At 41.5% G+C, this 19618-nt stretch carries 11 protein-coding genes and 3 pseudogenes; all 14 read right to left on the bottom strand.

Going from position 1 to position 19618, the window contains the following annotated elements; all coding sequences use genetic code 11:
- Positions 1 to 5: 5 nt before the first annotated feature.
- A complete protein-coding gene (locus tag B0I26_RS16195) occupies positions 6 to 1352 on the bottom strand; it encodes a DUF6035 family protein (protein ID WP_111646435.1) in 1347 nt (448 codons plus the stop codon).
- A gap of 152 nt (positions 1353 to 1504) precedes the next feature.
- Positions 1505 to 2460: pseudogene (locus B0I26_RS19110) on the bottom strand (restriction endonuclease); the annotation flags it as partial.
- A gap of 12 nt (positions 2461 to 2472) precedes the next feature.
- A complete protein-coding gene (locus B0I26_RS16185; protein ID WP_111646434.1) occupies positions 2473 to 3069 on the bottom strand; it encodes a DUF2703 domain-containing protein in 597 nt (198 codons plus the stop codon).
- Between the two features lie 87 nt (positions 3070 to 3156).
- Positions 3157 to 3750, bottom strand: a complete 594-nt coding sequence (gene sigZ / locus B0I26_RS16180) for an RNA polymerase sigma factor SigZ (RefSeq protein ID WP_245934816.1) — start codon at positions 3748 to 3750, stop codon at positions 3157 to 3159.
- A 29-nt stretch (positions 3751 to 3779) separates the two neighbouring features.
- Positions 3780 to 3978, bottom strand: a pseudogene (locus B0I26_RS19105) (hypothetical protein); the annotation flags it as partial.
- Between the two features lie 269 nt (positions 3979 to 4247).
- Positions 4248 to 4343 (bottom strand): annotated as a pseudogene (locus B0I26_RS19100) (Rpn family recombination-promoting nuclease/putative transposase); the annotation flags it as partial.
- A 340-nt stretch (positions 4344 to 4683) separates the two neighbouring features.
- Positions 4684 to 7887 carry an AAA family ATPase gene (locus B0I26_RS16170; protein WP_111646433.1) on the bottom strand — a complete coding sequence of 1068 codons (3204 nt, stop codon included), beginning with the start codon at positions 7885 to 7887 and terminating at the stop codon, positions 4684 to 4686.
- Complete coding sequence (locus B0I26_RS16165; protein WP_111646432.1) at positions 7884 to 8558, bottom strand: hypothetical protein; 675 nt, start codon at positions 8556 to 8558, stop codon at positions 7884 to 7886. Before B0I26_RS16165 ends, B0I26_RS16170 begins: the two co-directional genes overlap by 4 nt.
- 4 nt (positions 8559 to 8562) lie before the next feature.
- A complete protein-coding gene (locus tag B0I26_RS16160) occupies positions 8563 to 9978 on the bottom strand; it encodes a hypothetical protein (RefSeq protein WP_181502957.1) in 1416 nt (471 codons plus the stop codon).
- The gene (locus B0I26_RS16155) at positions 9963 to 11285 is read right to left on the bottom strand and encodes a DUF7281 domain-containing protein (RefSeq protein WP_111646430.1); all 1323 of its coding nucleotides are present in this window, start codon (positions 11283 to 11285) and stop codon (positions 9963 to 9965) included. Before B0I26_RS16155 ends, B0I26_RS16160 begins: the two co-directional genes overlap by 16 nt.
- A gap of 922 nt (positions 11286 to 12207) precedes the next feature.
- Positions 12208 to 16620 carry a coiled-coil domain-containing protein gene (locus B0I26_RS16150; RefSeq protein ID WP_111646429.1) on the bottom strand — a complete coding sequence of 1471 codons (4413 nt, stop codon included), beginning with the start codon at positions 16618 to 16620 and terminating at the stop codon, positions 12208 to 12210.
- The gene (locus tag B0I26_RS16145; protein WP_111646428.1) at positions 16604 to 17350 is read right to left on the bottom strand and encodes a DUF6063 family protein; all 747 of its coding nucleotides are present in this window, start codon (positions 17348 to 17350) and stop codon (positions 16604 to 16606) included. Before B0I26_RS16145 ends, B0I26_RS16150 begins: the two co-directional genes overlap by 17 nt.
- Complete coding sequence (locus B0I26_RS16140) at positions 17347 to 18852, bottom strand: replicative DNA helicase (RefSeq protein ID WP_245934815.1); 1506 nt, start codon at positions 18850 to 18852, stop codon at positions 17347 to 17349. Before B0I26_RS16140 ends, B0I26_RS16145 begins: the two co-directional genes overlap by 4 nt.
- Positions 18834 to 19618: Wadjet anti-phage system protein JetD domain-containing protein (locus tag B0I26_RS16135; RefSeq protein WP_111646426.1), on the bottom strand; the 785-nt coding region annotated here is incomplete at its 5' end. The genes B0I26_RS16140 and B0I26_RS16135, both read right to left, overlap by 19 nt.

Below are 19618 nucleotides of genomic sequence, written 5' to 3'. Positions count from 1 at the left end.
ACTTTTCACTGTTTTGCTGCACCGTTCCAACAACTACCATAAATCCGGTCATGAACCCCGTCCTTTTGTAAGAACTGGATCATGCCTCGCTCTGCTAAGTAATCAAGGAACTTGCAAACATCTCCATATATTTTATATCTTCCTGTTAAAAAAGTTTCACTTGGAGCACCGTATTCGTTTACTAAGTACACACTAAGCTCTTTAGCTGAAATGACGCTCACTGATTGCACATAATCAAAAATGGCTTTTTGCAATGATTCGTCAAGTAATGGGAACATTTCCTGTTCGCTGCTGTTTAATTTTTGAAAAGAGGGTTTTCTTGCTGCCTGTGTAGGAGTGTATGAAAATGTAACCATGTGTTGCTGTTCACGAATAATGTTTTCTTTTATGTCCTTCTCTATCTTTTCCAATGCTTTTTGCTTAACGATTTCTTTAAAAAGTTCTCGATTCTTTTCTTCAACTTCCGGATCGCTTAATTGAATCGTTTGTTTTGTGAGAAGTGCTTTTGACATACTCATTTGATAACCTTCATTGAGCGCAAAAGCTCGAAACGGATATTTCATTTCATCGACAATAAAACGGTGAACAGTAAAAACGATTTCTGTTTCTGTAGAGTGTACATAATATAAACTGCGAACATCAAATGATTGCGGAATCTTACGATGGTGATAATCAAACAACTTAAACAGCGGTTCTTCAATTGGCAAATGGTTTAATACATTTTCCCATTTCAAATCTTCTTCGGTTTTGATCGCAATATCCAACTCCGCTTCCCATAAATGAATGACGTGATGATTCATATCTACTGACATTTCCGCATCTTCAACAAACCATATCGTCTGCATTCCTTTATTTTGATAGTACCGATTACGATTTCGTATCTGCCTAACGAGTTTCTCATCTTTATTAGCTGTTACATTAGTTAGAATAGTAATAGCTATTTCCTTATCCGCATTTTTTACAATAATATCCGGATAATAGCGCCATTTTTCTTTTCCTTTCGCGATATACCCATAGTCTACTTGCATATTTTCATTCGTTTTCTCTTGACCTTTTAGTTCATTGTATATAATTTCCTTCATAACAGAATGTGCTTTAGACTCTCGTTTGACTTGCTGGTGATACACTTCACTTGCCTCAGAAATTTCACAAGATCGAGAATGTCGGTGTGAAAAATGTTCCTCTCGAATATTACCAGACTTCAAAATCAACGTGTCATTGCAATAAGGACATTGAAATGCGCCTTTATCGGCTCTCTTTTTAAGTCTGTCTAATTCAGCTTTTATATCCTCTACAGTGTCAAGATATGATTTCAGGTAGAAAAATTTCCCTTCATATAAAGCTTCCTGCAAATGGCTTCTCTCCCCTCATCTTGAAACTGATAATTTTCAACAATATTAAAAATTTCTTTTATCATCATAGCCGAATTTGATGAAAAATGTTGTCGAAATATGTTAATAAAACAAAAACAGAAGCCCTGACAACTTCTGTCGTAAATTCATAATTAACGGCTTATTGCCCGCAGCATAAATTGATTGATGTCTTTCTCCAGTCCAGTAAATTCAATGTTGGTGCCGACGGCTTCAGAGTGTTTGCGGGCGAAGTCGATTTTCGCTCTTTCTTCGGGACGTAAAAATTCTTCAATTTCCGCGCCTTTTGTTTCAAGAACGAAATATAGTTTTTCTTCACCATCGTTGTCAATGACAAGCGCCCCGTCAGGGTTATAGGAACCGATTGGAGTGTCAATTTTGAACCATCTTGGCAGTTTGACGTATACTTTGACGTTTTCGTCGTTTTCAAAGCGCCGGACGGAGCTTGCTTCAATATCCGAATCGTAAACGACATGATCAGGTGACTTTTCACTTCGGATAGCGTTATCGTTCAAGTAGGCAAGCAGCTCTTCGTTTTGGAACAGCTCAACTGCGTAATAAGCATCATCACCGATTTGTAATATTTCACGCCGTCTTTTAAAAGTATTCTCATTTCCCTCTGAATAATTTTCGTCACTTCTTCAATAAACTTTTACGGGTTGTTTTTAAAATCGTCAAGGCGTTTGCAGCCAGTCAAAATTTCCCCAATCGTTTTCCACGTTAAGTTTGTGCGATATTGCAATTCCGTAATCACATCCTTCAATGTATGATGAGCGGTTACGTAAACTTCCAGCCGTTCTCTCATCGTTTGCGTATGAATCCCTTCCGCTCTATCCATCGTCACTTGCTCTTTCCGGCTTAAAATGCGGATTTTATCAATGCGCGGCATTTTTTGAATGCTTGCAATGCTTTTCTTAATTAATTGTTCGCTGTCGAATTCAACGGAATAGACGGTTTTGTATTTTATTTTCTCCCACAACTGGATAAACTCTTCACTATCTAAAATCGCTTTATTCAACTGCACTTTTTTCTTTTTACTTGCATCTTTAACCGGCAAGCGCTGCAAATAGTGTCTTATTTCTTTTATAATCACCCCGCCTCTTTAACAACATTGAACTGAGCCCCCATTAATACAACAGTCTTTATGTTTGTTTTCTCGCTTAGCAGTAAAGAATCGTTTTAGATTTTCAGGAAGGACATATGGTTCTTTTCTTCCTTCTTCTGTATTCTGTCCAGCACCATAGACCTCTTTTAAGATGGCATTTATGATAAGTGGTTTCGGAGCTTCGGTATATTCCTTACCCTCATAAATCCATACCCGACAATCAACATTGGAGCCCGTAATGGAACCACAGGTATCACAGTTGCTTTCTTTTGTGGTCAACTGAATATCCTTTCCATTGATTCTAATGGTTGGTGAACTGACAAAACGTAATGCTTCTGCTTGTTCTTCATTTTCAACCAAAATACTGTTCACTCTCACGTCATAACCTATCGTTTTTAACAAATTGGCAACTTCAGCTATCGCATCGTTTAGGTTCTCTTCCGTTCTTTTACAACGAGTACATACCTCAAGGTCAATGTACATAAAATCAATGGTTAGTTGTTTTCTCTCCTGCTGCACAGATTCCGTTTGTGACCCACTCCTACATCCACAGGAATCCGAAGTTTTTATTTGGTTAATCCGGCTGTTTGACATCATAAAACCTCCTGTTTTCTTAAATGATTAATTTGATTAATTACTTTCACTTAGAAAGACGGAGGTGTTTTAAAAAGGACGCAAATTTTATTTAATTTCTCGGCAAGAGCAATTTCCTTTATTCACATTATAATCAAGGATATTACCCAAATTATCAAATTCTAAATGACAACATTCAAGAAGTATATTTTTTAACTTCTCTCTCCCCCGTTGAACCCTTGACTTAGCACCCGAAAGGGATATACCTAACTTATTCGCCAATTCCTTTTGGGTATGTTGTTCTAATTCTACATAGATAAGTGCTTCTTTATACTTTTCAGGGAGTTGTTCCATTAAGTCCTTTAACCATGCGGCAACTATTTCATTCTTGTTACCCTCGTCAGTTATATCGGTTTCATTTTGAAGTAACCGTTCCTTATCAGAATCCAGTAATTTAGCTTGACTTTTAGCTTGGCTTCGATAAAAGTCAATGATAGTGTTTCTCGTTATTTGATACACCCAAGAATGAAGCTTTTCCTCTTCTTTAAGGTTAGGCAAATGATTATGAATCTTAATAAACACTTCTTGAAGGATATCCTCAGAATCTTGTTCATTTGATACATGAGCTCTAATGAACTGTTTTAAAGAGATTCTGAATTCTTGCCAAATTGTATGGAGATTAAGCTGATTGATACTGAACACCACCTTATTTAAAGAGTATCTAACTTTGTCTTCGGCACTTCTTCAATAAACTTTTGCAGATTATTTTTAAAATCGTCAAGACGTTTGCAGCCAGTTAATATTTCAATAACGGTTTTCCGTGTTAAATTCGCGCGGTTTTGCAGTTCTGTAATAATATTCAGTCGTTACGTAGTCTTCCACTCATTCGCTGACTGTTTCGGCATGAATGCCTTTCACTCGATCCATCGCCATTGATTTTTTACGATCGGGAAATTGCAAATTCTCTTTGTCTATCTTTCTGACGATCTTCGACATACTCAGGGGGCAGAACAGGCAACGAGCTCTAAGAGAATTAGTCTTTAAGCAGTTTTCGAACCTCTTCTTCCGCAAGGTTAGTAAGAATCCGCGATCTCTTTCACGTTCATTCCTTTTTCCACCATATTACGAACAAGATGTTTCATACCTTGTTCAAATCCTTCTTTACGACCTTGCTTCAATCCTTCTTCCACCCCCGCCCACCGTTCGCCGCGGTCAGTGAACCCGAGCACATCCAACCGGCTCATCTTGCCATCTTCCGTCTCTTTCGGAAGTTCGGTGTTTTCATATTGCACATCGACGAAATGAAAATGAAGATGGCAGACGCGGTTTTATGACAAAAAGAAAGAGAGCCTTATTGCATTTAGCATATTACAAGACTCCTGTGTTTGTAATTCTTCCAATCTTAGACATACTTCAAAACGTGTCGTTTTTTCAAGCTAAACTTATATATGCACAGATTTAAAAAATACTGTTAGAAAACATGTCGAAAAATGTTTCTTTGATCTCTTCATAACAGCTACAATAGTTAAGATATCAATATTTATATAGGAAGGCTCAAATTTTTATTTTAACTTTATGATTTATTTTGGAGATGAAAAAGGCTTTGATTTTGACAAAAAGCTCTTTACTCATCAGTTAATCCTTTTTTACAACTCCAACTACTCGGCTTTCTGGTATGGTTGGATTATGCCGAACGATAAAAGCTTTGGAAAATCGATTTAAATATGTTTCTTCATGAGATTTAGGAGTAAGGATAATAAGTTTCCTTTTTAACTCCTGCGCATATAGATCGAATACTTTTATCTTACGGTTCTCGTCCAATGCGCTGTCAAATTCGTCTAAGACAATGAATCCTGGAGCAGTTCTTAAATTTTGTAATAACGCAAGGGCAAACAGAAGGGAACTGAGCGACTCTTCGCCACCTGATACACCTTTTCCGACTTTTCCACCACGTGCTTTTGTACTGACGTCTTCCATCGTGCCGCGATGACCTTCTTTTCTTGCTTTAATATACAAATTAAAGTGAGTTCGCTGCTTTCGATCTTCAAACGTCTGCCAGCTAATTTCACCTTCAAATTGAAATTGGCTCATGTATGACTTAAAACGTTGTTGCAGTTCAAGAACCCGCATATTAATAGTTGTTTCAAGTTTATCTCTCAATTGTTCAGTACGTTCAATATCTTGTTCGAGTAAAATTTTTGTCCGTTTATATTCGTCTTCTAAACGATCATATTCCTGCTTGGCTGTTTTATAATTTTCTGGCGCGGCAATATCAATATTTTCTTCGTTCCGCGCTTGGTTAAATATAACTTTTCCATTTTCACAATTTTGCTTTAACTGGTGAACAGATAAAACGTTTTCTGTTATTTCCATAGCGACAACTTCCTGATAAACAGCTGGAATTAAATTTTGTAAGTCATTTAACTCTTGAATGATTTGGACAAGTTCTTGTTTTATTGTTTCAATCCGGTCGCTATAATTATCTTTTTGCTTTGTGATTGAATGAATCTTTCGTTCATCAGCTTCAATCATGTCATCTAAATCTTGGATCGCTCGGTCAGTTTCTTTAATTTTATACCGTATCTGTTCTAAATCATTTTCCAGTTCTGCAACCGTATTTTTATGTGTTTTTAAAAGTTTTTTTTGAAAAGCCAATTGACTCTTATGTTCATTTAATTCTTCATATTTTTCTTTCATTTTTCCAAGCTCTTCGTATATAGCCGCTTCTTCCTGCAATTTTTTCTTAAACTCATCTTGTTGGATTTGCAGACGTATTAACCCCTCTTTTTTCTTTTCTAATGCTTGTTTTTCTCTTTCTATTTTGTTTCGATTTTCTACTTCCTCTTGATATTTCTTTTTGCGCATGGTCCGCTCAAGCTCGTTCGTCATAAACGCCTCTGATTCGCGAATTTGCTGTATTATCCCGTTTAGCTGCTGAATCATTTTTGTACCATTTTCAATTTCATGCTCTATTTGCAAAATTTGCTGATTCATTTTATCAATTTGCTGCTTTACCTCCTGCTTTCGGACGGCTATTGCCCTTGCGCTTAAAATAAACCGTTCTTTTTCTTGCGGACCGCGAATCCCCATTGGATCGACCAACATGCCATTTTTTATCGTAAACGTTCCGCCTTTAAAAAACTGCTCTACCCACCAAAGAGCCTTCATTGCATGCGGTATCTCTGCCTCAGAAAGCCCCTCTTTTATGCGCAAATGAAGATGCGGTAATTCCATAACAGGACGGTCGGGAATCACTTTCATAAGAGGAACATGGTACAAATCATTTGGCGGCTCAATATGTTTCTCATTAAAAAAGATTGTATATTTAATCGTATTAAAAATCTGTTCATCTTTTAATTTTGCACTTTCATCCAGTTCAATCAATTCACGAAGAGGATATGCTTTAATTTGTCGGGCACGGAAAAATTTCAACGACTCCATTTGCCGTGCGGACAAGTCACGATTTTCTTCAAGCAATCGAAGTTCATCTTGTAACTCTTGTAACGTGCGCGTCATCTTAAGCTTTTTATCTTTTCGATTTTCTACTTCTTTTTCCAATGAATCAATCTTTTCCTGCACGGAGTAGCTGCTCTTATATTCGCGCAATCTTTCGGCATGTTTCGCTTCTAATTTTTCATCTGTTTCGATTTGTTGGTTCAAGTCCGCAATGATCTGCACTTTTTCTTGCCAAGTGTTATTTAACTCTTCCAATTTTAATGAGGTATTTTCGAATTCGTTGTTTGTTTTGGTTTGTTCTTCCGTGAGTTGCCGTAACGCTGCTTTTACTTCCTCTTCGGAACGGGTAATTTGATTTTTCTTCAAAGTAATTTCTTCTAATTCGTTTTCAAGGTTTTCAATCCGTTCTTCAATCTTTTTAATAGATTGACTGATTTCTCGAGACTTCTCGTATTTTTCGTTCATTAGTAAATTCAGTTGTTCTTCGTTGCTCCTTAAAGCTGTTAAATACTCTTTTTTCTTCTCCTTTTCGCTTTTTTGAAAAACTTGCTCCGCTTTTGCGTCTTCAATTTCTCCCATCAGTTGCTGAACAAGCTCCTCGAGTGTTTCTTTCTCTTTTTTATAGTGAACCTCTAACTGTAAAAGGGATTCGATATACAGCTTAGCTCCATTATGCAACCGTTTTTGGTTATCTAAAAAGCTGTCTAATGCTGCTTTTTTCATTGCCACCTCTGCTTTCATCCCTTTTACGTTCCATTCAGCTACTCTCAATGTTTCTGCTGTTTCCTTCATTTTTTCCATGCTCTCTTCCCAGTCTTTCTGGATTTTGTCAATGCCGTGCATTTCACTGAAAATGCGAAAACGTTCCTCTGGATTCATCACAGCAAATTGATTGACTTCCTGTTGGTACCAAATGAGATAAAAGAGATCAGGATCAATTTTATATTTGTACTGTAAATCTTTTTTATAAGTGGAAAAATTATAATAACGATCACCGGATGTATATTTAATCGTTTCTTCCCACTTGTCGATTGCTTCGCCGGTTGAAATCGAAAATTCTTTTTTTATCGGCTGTCCCGGTTCTTGGACTATTTTTAATGAAAACTCAATAAACGTCGGAGCATCTATTTTCATTAAACCGTCATTCTTAAAAAGAAATGAAATACGCGCTTTCCATGTTTGATCGGATGAGAGATTTCGGGATTTCAATCCTTCCATATCAACTTTGGACGAATATAACACAGCACCCATACAAAACGTAATCGTTGATTTTCCAGCACCATTCGGACCTGTTATAATGACGTGTTCGTCAATTCCCGATAAATCCAATAATGTCGGCGGATAGTCGCGAATTCCTGAAAAAGTAAGTCGCCACGGAATCATTCTCCTTCTCCCTTCTGGTAAAGGTTATACCGCTTGAAAAATTTCAAAACCTCTTCTTTGCTTAATTGGTTCGATTGACTAAATTCCGTTGCTCGACGCAGAAAAGAATCGGAAAACATATGAACACCAATAGCAGTAAGTTGATATGCCTTCTCTTGGGAATTCGTATCATATTCTTCAATCGCCCCAATCTTTTTAAGCGGATCGATGTTGGCCAAAATACGTTGATTAGCTTTCGTTGTTTCATGTCCAAAAGCGTTCAGTAATTGGTCAAACAGCGTAAATTCATGCTGTAAAACTTCCTGGTGGTAAAACATGTATAAAAGAATCGCAAGGCTTTCTTTCGTTAACGTATTTCGGGCTGCCCGAGCCGGTACTCTCATTAACGCGACTACTTGATCACGACGTTCATCATAAATCACTTTAAAATAACGGCTTACAGCTTGATTGACCCTCGTTAAAAATGAAAAAAATTTGTCATTATCCCCTTGGATATGAAGCAATTTTTCTACTTCTTTTCTGGAAAGGCCAAAGTTCCCCGAACGAATGGAGGCAGAAGACGAAAAAAGTATGTTCATGAATGCTAACTCCTCTTGCTCCGATAAAATCCCTTTCAACGATTGCATAGCATTTAATGGATTGACATTCACATCATCATTGTATTTGTTCATTGAATCATTCTTCTTGTTCTCTCCGATGATTTCGTTTTCGGATGATATAGGATCCATCCTCATGGTTCATCCACTCCCATTTTCTCTCGTACTTTGGAAAATCTTTTTTTTGGTCTGGCTTTAACATGATAATTTTTTTAGTACCGACTAGAGCAGAAATCGCTGTCATTCCATTGATTACATCGCTCCATTCAGAAGAAGTTGCCTCAATAATGACTTGTTCTATCGGGACTTCTTCATATTCTTCAAGATAGGTTTCAATCGCCTCGGTCTTTATCATCGTTTTCGTTAACAACCAGCTTGATTCTCTCATCAGTTCTTCTATTTTATCCTGAGATATTTCCTCTGATGAATAAAGGATTTCTTCCTCTATCTCATCGCTTGATTCCACTATAGGTTCATAGTTTTCCAAAAATTCAACCGCTTCACCAATAGCATATGGCGACAGGGGGGCGGGAAATTTAATTGGAATCCATAAGCCGTCAATCTGCTCTTCTTCATACTGGCCCTGCTCCATAAAACTTAATAATTGATGGGCGTTCGGCACATCCGAATCGAGGGGAGGATCGAACATTTGAATAATAAATTCGCGCACTTTTTCCGGTCGAATAGTAGAGGATAACGGTGTTTTTTGCATATGGGTAAATTTCAAATATTTATTAATCATACCTAAGCTCAAGTTTGTTCCTTCTGCAAGAGCGGCTGTCCCTTTTTGCATTAAATCCGCTAGAACGAGACTATCCTCCAATGTTTGAAACTGACGAAAACGCTCTTGAAGCTTCAATTCTAAATCTTGCATTAAATGATGAATAAGTTCGAGCTGAGGAAGCGCATGACGATCAGCAAGCATCTCGAGTTCTCGCTCTTTCATTAATTGAATGGCATTTTCGACATTCCGGATCATACTGGCAATTTTATTTCCACCGGAGATTCCTTGATCATCATATGCTTCACTCAATTCAGCATCACGCCTAGCCTGAAACAAGGATCTTCCAATATCATCATGCATATAATAGGCTAACGAATCGTTGGCTAACCGAATCAATGCATCCATCATTCGTTTCCCTGTATCTCTCATCTTCAACTGACGAGATTGTTTAGAAATCCAGTTATATTTAACAAGAACATTGACAACCTTTTCGACTTTCTCCTTAGTTGGAGGTTCTGGATCATTATATCGGTTGCGATAACGATAATAAACGGTTTCCGCATTTTCAATCGGATCATCTAAACCAAGCGCTTCCTCATAGATTAATTGAATCACTCTTAAAAATCGAAGAATTTCACTAGGTGATTGGAAAGCGTTTTGTGAGCCTAAATCACTTAAAACTCCTGATAGTGAGGCAATATCCCTCATTGCTTGCAGCACTTCAGGGGCTGATTCATTTGCTTGAAAAATCGAGATTAATGATTGATCCATCTTTTCCAACTTTCTACATCCCCTAATATTTGTTCTTGTTCCAATTTATGATCTTTTAAGAATGCTGTCATGTATTTCTCGTACATTTCCCATTGTTCCATGATTCTATGGTCATGGGTAATCCATTTTAGTTTAAGAGAACGATGCGGTGAAATAACGGTATACAATTCTTTTGCAATTTGAAAACCATCCGAGTCATAATCTGTCCAAATCATGGTCTGTTGTATCGGACTGTTCTTTAACAGTTGATGAATACAATGTTTATGAGATGTTCTCAGATGTCCATCTACACACATGACAAGGGAGTTTGTTTCTTTAATAAAATCTCCTTCTGCAGCCATTCTTGTTAATATTCCTCTATTTTCAACTAACCATAAAGTCGTTGCCTTCGTAGAATAATCATCTGCTGAAATGGATAAATCCGTTAATGCGTGAACGGGACCAAATTGATATGACGAATAGTTTCCAATGAGTTGTCCAGAAAAATAAAAAGGAGTAATATTTCCTAAGCTAGAAAGACCGAGGAGAGCTGCCGGACATTTTGTCCATTCTTCTAAATGTGTAATAAATTCTTGCTTATTTGAATCAAATTTCTTTGAACCGCCAATTTCTTTAAAATAGCTCGCTCCGATTTCTTTCCAGTCAAAATTTGTTTTTTGAAGACACAATTGTAAAAAAGCAACTACAAAATGAAGAAACTTCAATCTTTTTTGCAATGACCATTTTTCTGGAAATAAATATGATTCTTCTATTTCATAAAAGTCTAAATCAAGCACTTTATTTATAACTTCTATTAAGGAATTGAATCCCCTCTTTCTTTGGTAAGAAAACAACTCTATCTTGTCATAATTTAATTGAATCAATTTTGTCGTATTCTTCCATTCATGAAACTCCCGATCGATGGCATCTTTCTTTTGCTGAATACACTCCTGCTGGTATTGATACAACCGATATCCCATTCGATAATGCATCGTCTTGATTGTTTTTTCATCTTTTTCAAAGCGAATCTCTTTCATAATCCATCCTTGCTCAAGCCATCTTAATGTTCTTTGAGCATGATCGTCGAGTTTCACTTTTTTTCGAGGTGTGAAATTTAAATCCTTTAAAGAATCATCTATCTTTACTGTTTCTTTTTTGTAAGGAGACAGGGTGAGTAATCCTGCAACCCGGTAAGTTCTTTCCGTGCGTTTAACAATTTTTACATCTATAAATGGAGAAGATGTTTGGTCAATGCCTAATGTTTCAAGTTCCTCACCCTTTTTTAAAATATATTTTTGGATATAGTTAACCGTTGCATGATCAATCAAAGCTATTCTCCTCTTTTTCCTTGAATTTATTGTCGATCATATAAGAACTTTAAAACATTCTATTACCATATTGGCAATAAGCTGTGACATGCTTTTGCTCTTCATATTAATACAGGAAAAATCAAATTTGGATTTATAATATTGGACTTTACACAAAACCTTTATGGTTAACAGTGTGTCGTCGATCCCCCAGTTTTTTGCACGATTGGCGGTCGACGACATTAATAATCGTTCCTTAAGCCCATTTTCCCAATTACTAGAGTACTCCTCATCGTTTCATTACATATATCGAAATGCCCTTTGGCAAATCAGCTTTGTTGCTTTTTTCATCACCATTTGATCGTTTGCCAGTTCGATTTGTATTTCATCGCTTTGATAAAGATCGAGTCTGCAAGAAACTCTGCTGGAAACGTCATTCCCAGCGAATGGCCAATTTTTAATACTTTCTTTCTACCCTTAATATTTTACTAACAAATAACCTCTTTTCAATGCGATGGTGTGCATTGGCTGTGCTACCGCGAAAAAAGCTAAACAATGCAATAAATTTATGTTAATAAAGTCTTACACTTACATGAATTTATTGATGAACCTTATAACAGCCAAAGCTAGAAGAACGTATATAGTCCAGTTTGCCGCCCTGTTCATTTTACTTTTTCCCGCAGTTTGTTGATTCATTTCATACATCTCCTTTACATTATCGGTAACTATTACGAATAATTGTAAGTTCTAAGAGTACATCATACAAGCTGAAGTTCCCGCTGAATGACTTACTCCTTTTACAGGAAAAAACTGACCAAGGAAGCGAATCTTTCACCCCTGTGGCCAGTTGTTATTAAATGCCCCTATCATCATTAATCATTTGCGTTATGATGTGTTGTATGATGAAATTTATCCCACAGCTCTCATTGACTCTTCCAATCTCCTAAAACAACTCCAACTGCTCGGTTTCGCCGAGGCGTTCGAGCGATTTTGGCTCGTGATCTTGGAAGTAGGCGTAGTGGAGCCATTTTTCCTTCGTCATCACCTGCTTGTTCGGGTCGGACGATGGGCGGAGGCGGCAGCTGTAAATGATCGGGAAGTAGTCTCTGAGAAATTTGCCTTCCGCATGCGCAGTCAAGGCGATGATTTGGAAGCCGAGTTGTTCAGCGATAAAGAAGACCGGGTTGAGCACGTGGTCGCTCGACGCTTTTCCGAACGGATTGTCTAAAATGACGGTGCGATGGCGTTTCATCGTCGGCTGGATGTGCTGCTTTTTCTCTGCGACATAGTTGAGAATGCCTAAAAAGAGCGTCATGTTTTTGCTCCATTTTTCGCCGCCAGACCAGACGTTGCTTTGCTCCCACGAATACGAGCGCGTTGTCACTTTGTTGTCGTTCGTCACCTTTCGGCAGTTCACTTTCATGCCTTCGTTGTTCATGACGACTTGGAGAAGCTGCTTCGATTGCAGCCACATTTCGATTTCTTTTCTCACCTTCGCTTCGTCTTGCTGGCCGTGCTCGTTCATAAACCGTTCGGACTCGAGCTGCTGCAAAATCCATTCAATATGGTTGCGAATGCGCGTCTTGCCGACTTCTTCTTCCCACTCTGGAATCGTAAACGTGAAAATGCGCTTCCATTCGTCTCCGACTTTTACTCTTGTTTTGTTCGGGATTTGCTTCAGCTCCTCCACCAATGTGCGCAAATGGGTGTGAATATGATTAATAAACGCTTGAAGCTCCGCGTCTTTTTGCCGGATATGTTCATTCGCGTAGTTCGTCGCGCTTTCAACGCTTCGCATCATATTTTTCTTAAAGTCGATAATGTCTTCGTACGTCTCTTTATGCTCAATGCCGTTGAGCGCCATTTGCCGCATTTTCATATCTTTAATCGAAGCGTTGCAAAACTCTCTAAAAGAACGTTTCGCGCGCTCGACGCGGTTTTTCGCCTCTTCGACCGCTTGTCTGCCCGCCTTTAAGCTCTCGGTGATACCTTCGATAAAACGTTGGCGCTCGTACGTAAATGCCGTTGCTTCTTCCGCGCTCAACGAAAGGGCGTCGATAGTCGGCGCATTGAAATGATGCACTTCTTTAGATAACTCTAAATGGCGTTCTGCCTGTTCAATGCTTTTCATCTTTTTCGCCAGGCGCTCATGTTCTTGGTCGAGAAACGCCTTCCGTTTCTCCATTTCTTCTTTTTCGGTTTTCAAATGATCGGCGATCTCATCAAGCGATTCGGTAAACGGCCAACGTTCTTCATTCGGATATTGTTGTTGAAATTGCTGCTCTTTCGTTTTTAACACGCCGCTTTGCTGCTCCTTGCTGATCAAGGCATCTTGCACGTCTTTGTTTAACCGCTTTAATTCCGATTGGAGCGACGCGATTTGTTCTTCTAACCGCTGCAGCACATACGGTCCGTCGCTTGGAAACGAACGCGTTTCGTCGAGGTCGCGATGCTCGCGTTTCAGCTTGTTTATTTCGTTCGTTAGCCGGTCAATTTCTCTTTGTTCAGTCTCTTGCCTCAACTTCCACTCCCTGTAGGTCGTTTCAATTCCATTAATTCGGTCTTCCAACTTACGAATTTTATCGCGAATGACACGCTCGCTTTCGCCTGAATAAAGCGGTGTAAAGGAGCGGAGCGATTGATAGTCATCGCTTCGTTCGATGTTACGGCGATCTGCTTGCAGCGATCGGATGCGCTCTTCGAGATCCTCTTTTTGTGCCAGTGCGTCTTCAAACCGCTCGCTGAGGCGCACAATGTCTTTTTCAAGCGCCGCGATCGTCTCGTTGAGCGTTTTTTCCGTTTTTCGCGCTTCTTGCACTTCTTTTTCATATTGGATATATTTATTTGCATCTTCGATTTTGTCGCTCCAACCTTTCATTTCTTGCTCGTATTGGTGGATGAGCGACTGCGCGTGCGCGATTTTGGCACGCCATTCTTCAATGCGCGCTTTTTCTTTGGCAATCGCCATGTTCAGCTGCTCGATGCCGCTGATGAGCGCGGCGTATTGCGTGCGAGCCGCTTCAACCGTTTTGTACGGGTGAGCTTCCAAAAACGCGCGCCATGCTTGTTGCACGTCTTGCCACCCTTTGAGTTCGGCCTCTTTCTCTTGGCGGTGCTTTGTCGTTTCTTGCGCACTCGCGTTGATTCGTTCTTTCCATGTGCGGAACAACTCTGGATCTCTCGCTTCCTCCCAATAGCGCGGCGCGATCCATTCGTATGAAAACGCTTCGTCTTCGATGCGCGCCGCTTCGTCCGCTGCAAACACGACAATCGGCAGCTGCAAGCGGTCATTTAAGTACTGCACTTTTTGCGAGAGCCGCTCCTTCGATTTTGCCGTTGTAATCAACGTCATCGGCCAGAGCGGAAACACCCGTTTCTTCGCGCGGTCTTCTTCCTCAAGCGACTGTAAGTATTCGACGCCCGTCTCTACGTAATCAAATTGTTTTTTCCACGAGGCGAGCTGCTGCGCTAAAAACGGATCGGCGAAAAATGTTTCTTGCCCGCCGTACGCATCGGCCAACCGGGAAGCGATTCGTTCGCGCACTAACAACTCCTCCCGCTCTTTCGTCCGCTTTTCGATTTCTTCTTGAAGTCTCATCCCGATCGTCGCTTCATGGGAGTAGACGCTATCAAGTGCGGCCCATTGCGGCCGGAGCGATGCGAGCTTCTTGATGAGCGCTTGTTCCTCGTTTTCGAGCGCTTTAAGTCGTTGCGCCAGTGCCCCGCATTCCGCACGCTTTGCAGCCCATTGTTGCTGGAGCGCTTCTTTTTTCGCTTCCGCTTCTTGTTCCGCTTGGCTGAATTGCTTCACATCTTGGCGCAAGCGGACGATTTCTTCATCAAGCCACCGTTCGCGTTCAAGCCATTTCTCCCTTTCTTCTTCTACCGATTGTTGGGACGGGTTTGCTAAAATGTGCTGTTTAATTTGCTCCATGTCCCTCTCTCTCGCCTCGATGCGGCTTTGAACGGCAGCGCGCTCTTCTCGGGCGTTCTGCTTTTTCTGATCAAGCGCTTCTTTTTCCTTCGTCCATTGTTCAATCTGCATCTGAATCGGATTCAGCTCATAGCGAAGGCTTTGTTGTTCTTTGTCAATCGTCTCAAGCTTCTCGATGAAGCAGCCGAGCAGCAAGCGGCGCGCTCTTTCCAATTCCTCTTCGTAGTTCGCAAGTTCCTCAGCGTCCTTCAGCTTGGCCAACTCCCGTTCGATGTATGCAAGCACCTCTTCATGCTGTTTTCGCCGCTCTTTTCGCTCCGCCAGCTGCAGCGAATAATAATCTCGTTTGTGCCGGGCAAGCGCCTCTTCCTTTTCTTTCTGCCGCGCGAGGGCGAGTTCATATTCGCGTTGAAGCTTTTGCCAGCGCGCTTCTTCGACTAAAATGTCATATGACGCACGCTTTTTGTTGTGCGCTGCGTAGTTCTGTTTCCAATACTCAAGCTTGTCCGCGATGTCTTTCTGCTCGTCAAGACACGCTTGCTTTTGCTTCAACGTTTCGAGCCATACTCCTTTGGCGCGCTGCTTCGCTTTTAAATACGCGAACTCTTCGCGATGGAGTTGTTCGTACGTTTCGACGTATCGCTCCAACTCCCGCTGAATGAGCTTGTTTTCTTCGATCGTCTCTTTCAGCTTTTTATAATGTTTGAAACTGGCAAGCTGTTTTTCAAACATATCAGCAAACAGCTTCTCGTCATGGCCGACGATGGCGCTTTCGACAATCGGAATGAGCAGGCGGTCAAACAGCTGGTTCGTGCTTTTGCATTCGTCGAAAAACGCTTCAACGCCGCCTTCCGAACTATTAATCTTCACCACGCTTTCCCATTCGCTTGAAATAATATGATATTGCTCTTCGATAAACGCCTTGTATTCTTTAATCGTCGAAAACGTGCGCGCCAAGAACGATTTCTCTTTCATATGACTATAGTAGTCTTGCATTTCGCCGCGTTCCGCCGGGCGCTTTCCGTCTTTCCCTTCACGCACGAACGGAAGGCCTTCGATGCCGTGCGGGTCGTTCGCGTTGTATTCATAGACGTAGCGGAGCGAATCGAGTCCGTTATTCGTCATGAACAGCGAAACCGCGGTCACGACATACCGCCTCGGTTCGTCATTCAACATCCATTCGATCGCAATATGGGCTGGGGCGTTTTCGAGCTGCAGCGTGTTTTTAATTTTCCGGTCCGCCACATCGACATGAGGCAAAATCGCTTGCAGCACCGTTTGAATAAACACCGTTTTTCCTCCGCCATTTTCAAGCAAAATCGCCCCATTATGCCCGTCAAAGCGGAAGATTTCATCGTTGTACCGTTTGCGCCCTTCTTCATACACAACGTTCGTGAGCCGAATTTTACTGATCGCTGGCATCGTCCTTCTCCCTTTCAAATCCGTAAATAAATTCAAAAATCCCGCGGTTGTATTCGACTTCCATGAAAAAGCGTTGAACAATTGTTTTTGCTTTTTCCGTCAACGCGACTTCATGGTTGCCGATATCGACAATAAGACCTTGGTCGATTAAAAAGCGCCGCGCCGTGTCGATGAAGCTTAAACGGCTGATCGTATTGCCGCTTTGCTTTTTCGCTGTTTCTTTAATATCGTCCATCGCATCCCATTTTTCAATAATGAGTCTCCAATTGTACGAAAACTCTTGTTCTAATTGTTTCAATTCGTCCGGGTCGTGCTGTTTCAATTGATCGATGCGCTCTTGGACAAGGTGCACCCATTCGTCCATGCCTAAAAATTGCCGCGTTGGTTCTTGGCTTTGATACGTATCGTAAAAGCTGCCAAACAAGACGAGCACCGTAAAATAAAGCAAGTACAAATCGCCGTTCGTGGCACCTGAGCGAAGATAATGGCGCTTAATCCAGTCGTTGCTGACATGGAACGGCGACAGCTTCGTGCGCGGCACGAGAAACATTTGCTCGCTCGTCAAAACGATCACGCAATCGACTTCGCGGCTGAACATGTCCAATAGCCCGCGTATATCATCGTCGCTTTTATAAAGCTGCACCGCCTGCTCGCCTGCGACGCCATGGCTCGCCAGCACCGTATACAATTGAAACGCTTGAATGACTTTTTGCTCTGGATAATTTCTCATTGTTCCCTCACCGTTATCATCATGTCTTGAATTGAAAAACGTTCACATTTTCGAATAATACGATCCCCTTCTTGGACATCCAGCACATTTCCGCCAAGCAAAACGAGCGCATCCCCTAAAAGCGTGTTTCCTTCCTCCCCTTGCATATCGCCGTGTTGAACCGGGGAGCGTTGATGCATAATGAGCCAAAAATCGTAAAAATAACGCTGCTCATACAAGCGCGACTGTCCGATGTCGTCCAAGTAACTGAAAAACTCCGAAAGCGTTTGGGCGCGCCCAAGCTGGTACGCCTCTAAAAACAGCTGCATCAATTCTTTATATTTTGCCATAAGCCATGTGCGATACGGATCGTCGCCCGCCGCATCGTCCGCTTCGATAAAGCGCGGCCCAACTTTTTCTTCCCGCTCTTCCGTAATGTTTTGCTCCGCAAAAATCGCAAGCGGCGACCAAAACCGATTTTCTTCGACTTTTAAAAACGGGTGGAGCACCCCTTTCATCGCTTCGAGGGGGAGCGGGGTGGAAACGATGTATGACACGATGTCTTGGTCGAAATTGAACGAATGAAGACCCGTATAATAAAGCGACTCCTGCGCCGTGACGAGCGTTGTATTTTTTAACGAAAGCGCCTTGTCCAGCAAAGCAGAATGCGCATAATGCACCGACTCTAATTCCCGGGCGATTTTTAAGACAAGTTCATACGTCTTCGCTTCTTTTTGATGAACATCGCGCGCGTACAGGCGTTCCCTTGTTTCATTGACGAATTCGCGCAGTTCCTTGAACTCCTCATCCTCTCGCGAAAGCCGACTGTAGATGTCGTCGAGCAGCTGTTTATACCGTTCAAACGTCTCTTCGGAAATAATGCTGCGCTGAATTTCATGCTTCAGCCGAGTCATGCGTTCTTCCAATGTTTCGACGTCAATTCGCATTTCGTTGATTTGCTTGAGTGCCGCGGCGAATTCGCCTTTTTCCAACTGTTTCCGCAACATCAACTGGTTAATCGATAACTGGAATTCGCTATAAAACTCCTTCGTCGCAAAGACGAGCTCAAGCCCATCTTCATCGAGCGTGTAATATTGCGTATTCGTTTTCACATCGAAATCGTTCGCTTTTAAAAGGGAATATTCAATCGCGCTCTCTTCCCGTTTTTCCCAATCGTAAAACGAATAACTCCGTTTTTTCCCCGTCGTCGGGCGAAACGTTTGAATAATCGTCCGCGCCAAGTCTTCGTACATCTCGTCATCTAACACGTACACATTTTCCGTTAGCTTTTTTAAAAAAGACGCGAGCTGTTTTACCCCAGTTTTATACTGCCGCATCAGCTTTTGTTCAAAGAAAAACAAAAGCGCCAATAGCCCGAGCCCTTTCATATCAATCGGCTGCCCATTGAGGTCAGTTGAACGCTTCCGCTCAAGATCAAAAAGCGGATCAAACAGCGCAAGCCTTCTGATACGCTCGCGATAGCCGTCCGTCACCCCTGCCAATTCTAGCTTGTCCACTGCCATTCCCTCCAAATTTGTTGCAGTTCCCTCGTTTTCAACATTTCTTGCGGATAGTACTGGCCTGAAGCCAACAGCTCTTGAAGCTGCTTTTGTTCATCCGGTGCAAAATAAGCGAGAAACGCGTCAAGCGCGTCCGCCCGCTCCATCTGATAGTCCTTGCCGCTGGCCGGATCTTTCTGCAAACACGCCCGGTAAAACGGAAGCGCCGGCGAAACGGGCTGCTTTTTCGCAAGCGAATGCCAAATCGCAATACCTTCGCGGTCAATGTCGCCAAAGTAATAAAAACGATGGTCCGCTTTCACCGGATATTGCAGCGAAAATTGTTCGATGCTGCTAATTATGGCTTTGCCTTCCCCGTAAATCAGCGTCGAAAAAGCGGTGTCTGGAAGCGCGGGAAGCAGCGCTTGATACGTCGTTTTATTTTCAACAATGAGGTGAAGCTGGACCACTTCCGCTATTTTTGCCGGATGGACGGCTAACATTAACGGTTCGGACACGGGGATGATGAGAAGGCGGTCAAAAAGACCGATTCGCTCAAGCAGCTTTTTCCCGTCGCCTTCGGTGATCCATTTCTCATCGCCGACCAACTCCATGCTGCGCTCCGGTGCGGGAACGGGTTCGCTCGGTAACGAATGCGTCTTTAAATATTCGTCAATTTTTAAAATGAACGGCACATCGTTGTTCCAAACGGACGGATCTTTGCCGTAATAGGCATCGAGCTGAATCGCCGGATGAAGCCGATTTTGATAGCGCTGCAGCTCATGATGAT

The organism is Paranoxybacillus vitaminiphilus (genome assembly GCF_003259935.1).
GTDB lineage: Bacteria > Bacillota > Bacilli > Bacillales > Anoxybacillaceae > Paranoxybacillus > Paranoxybacillus vitaminiphilus.
This window is presented reverse-complemented; position numbering and strand designations above follow the sequence as displayed.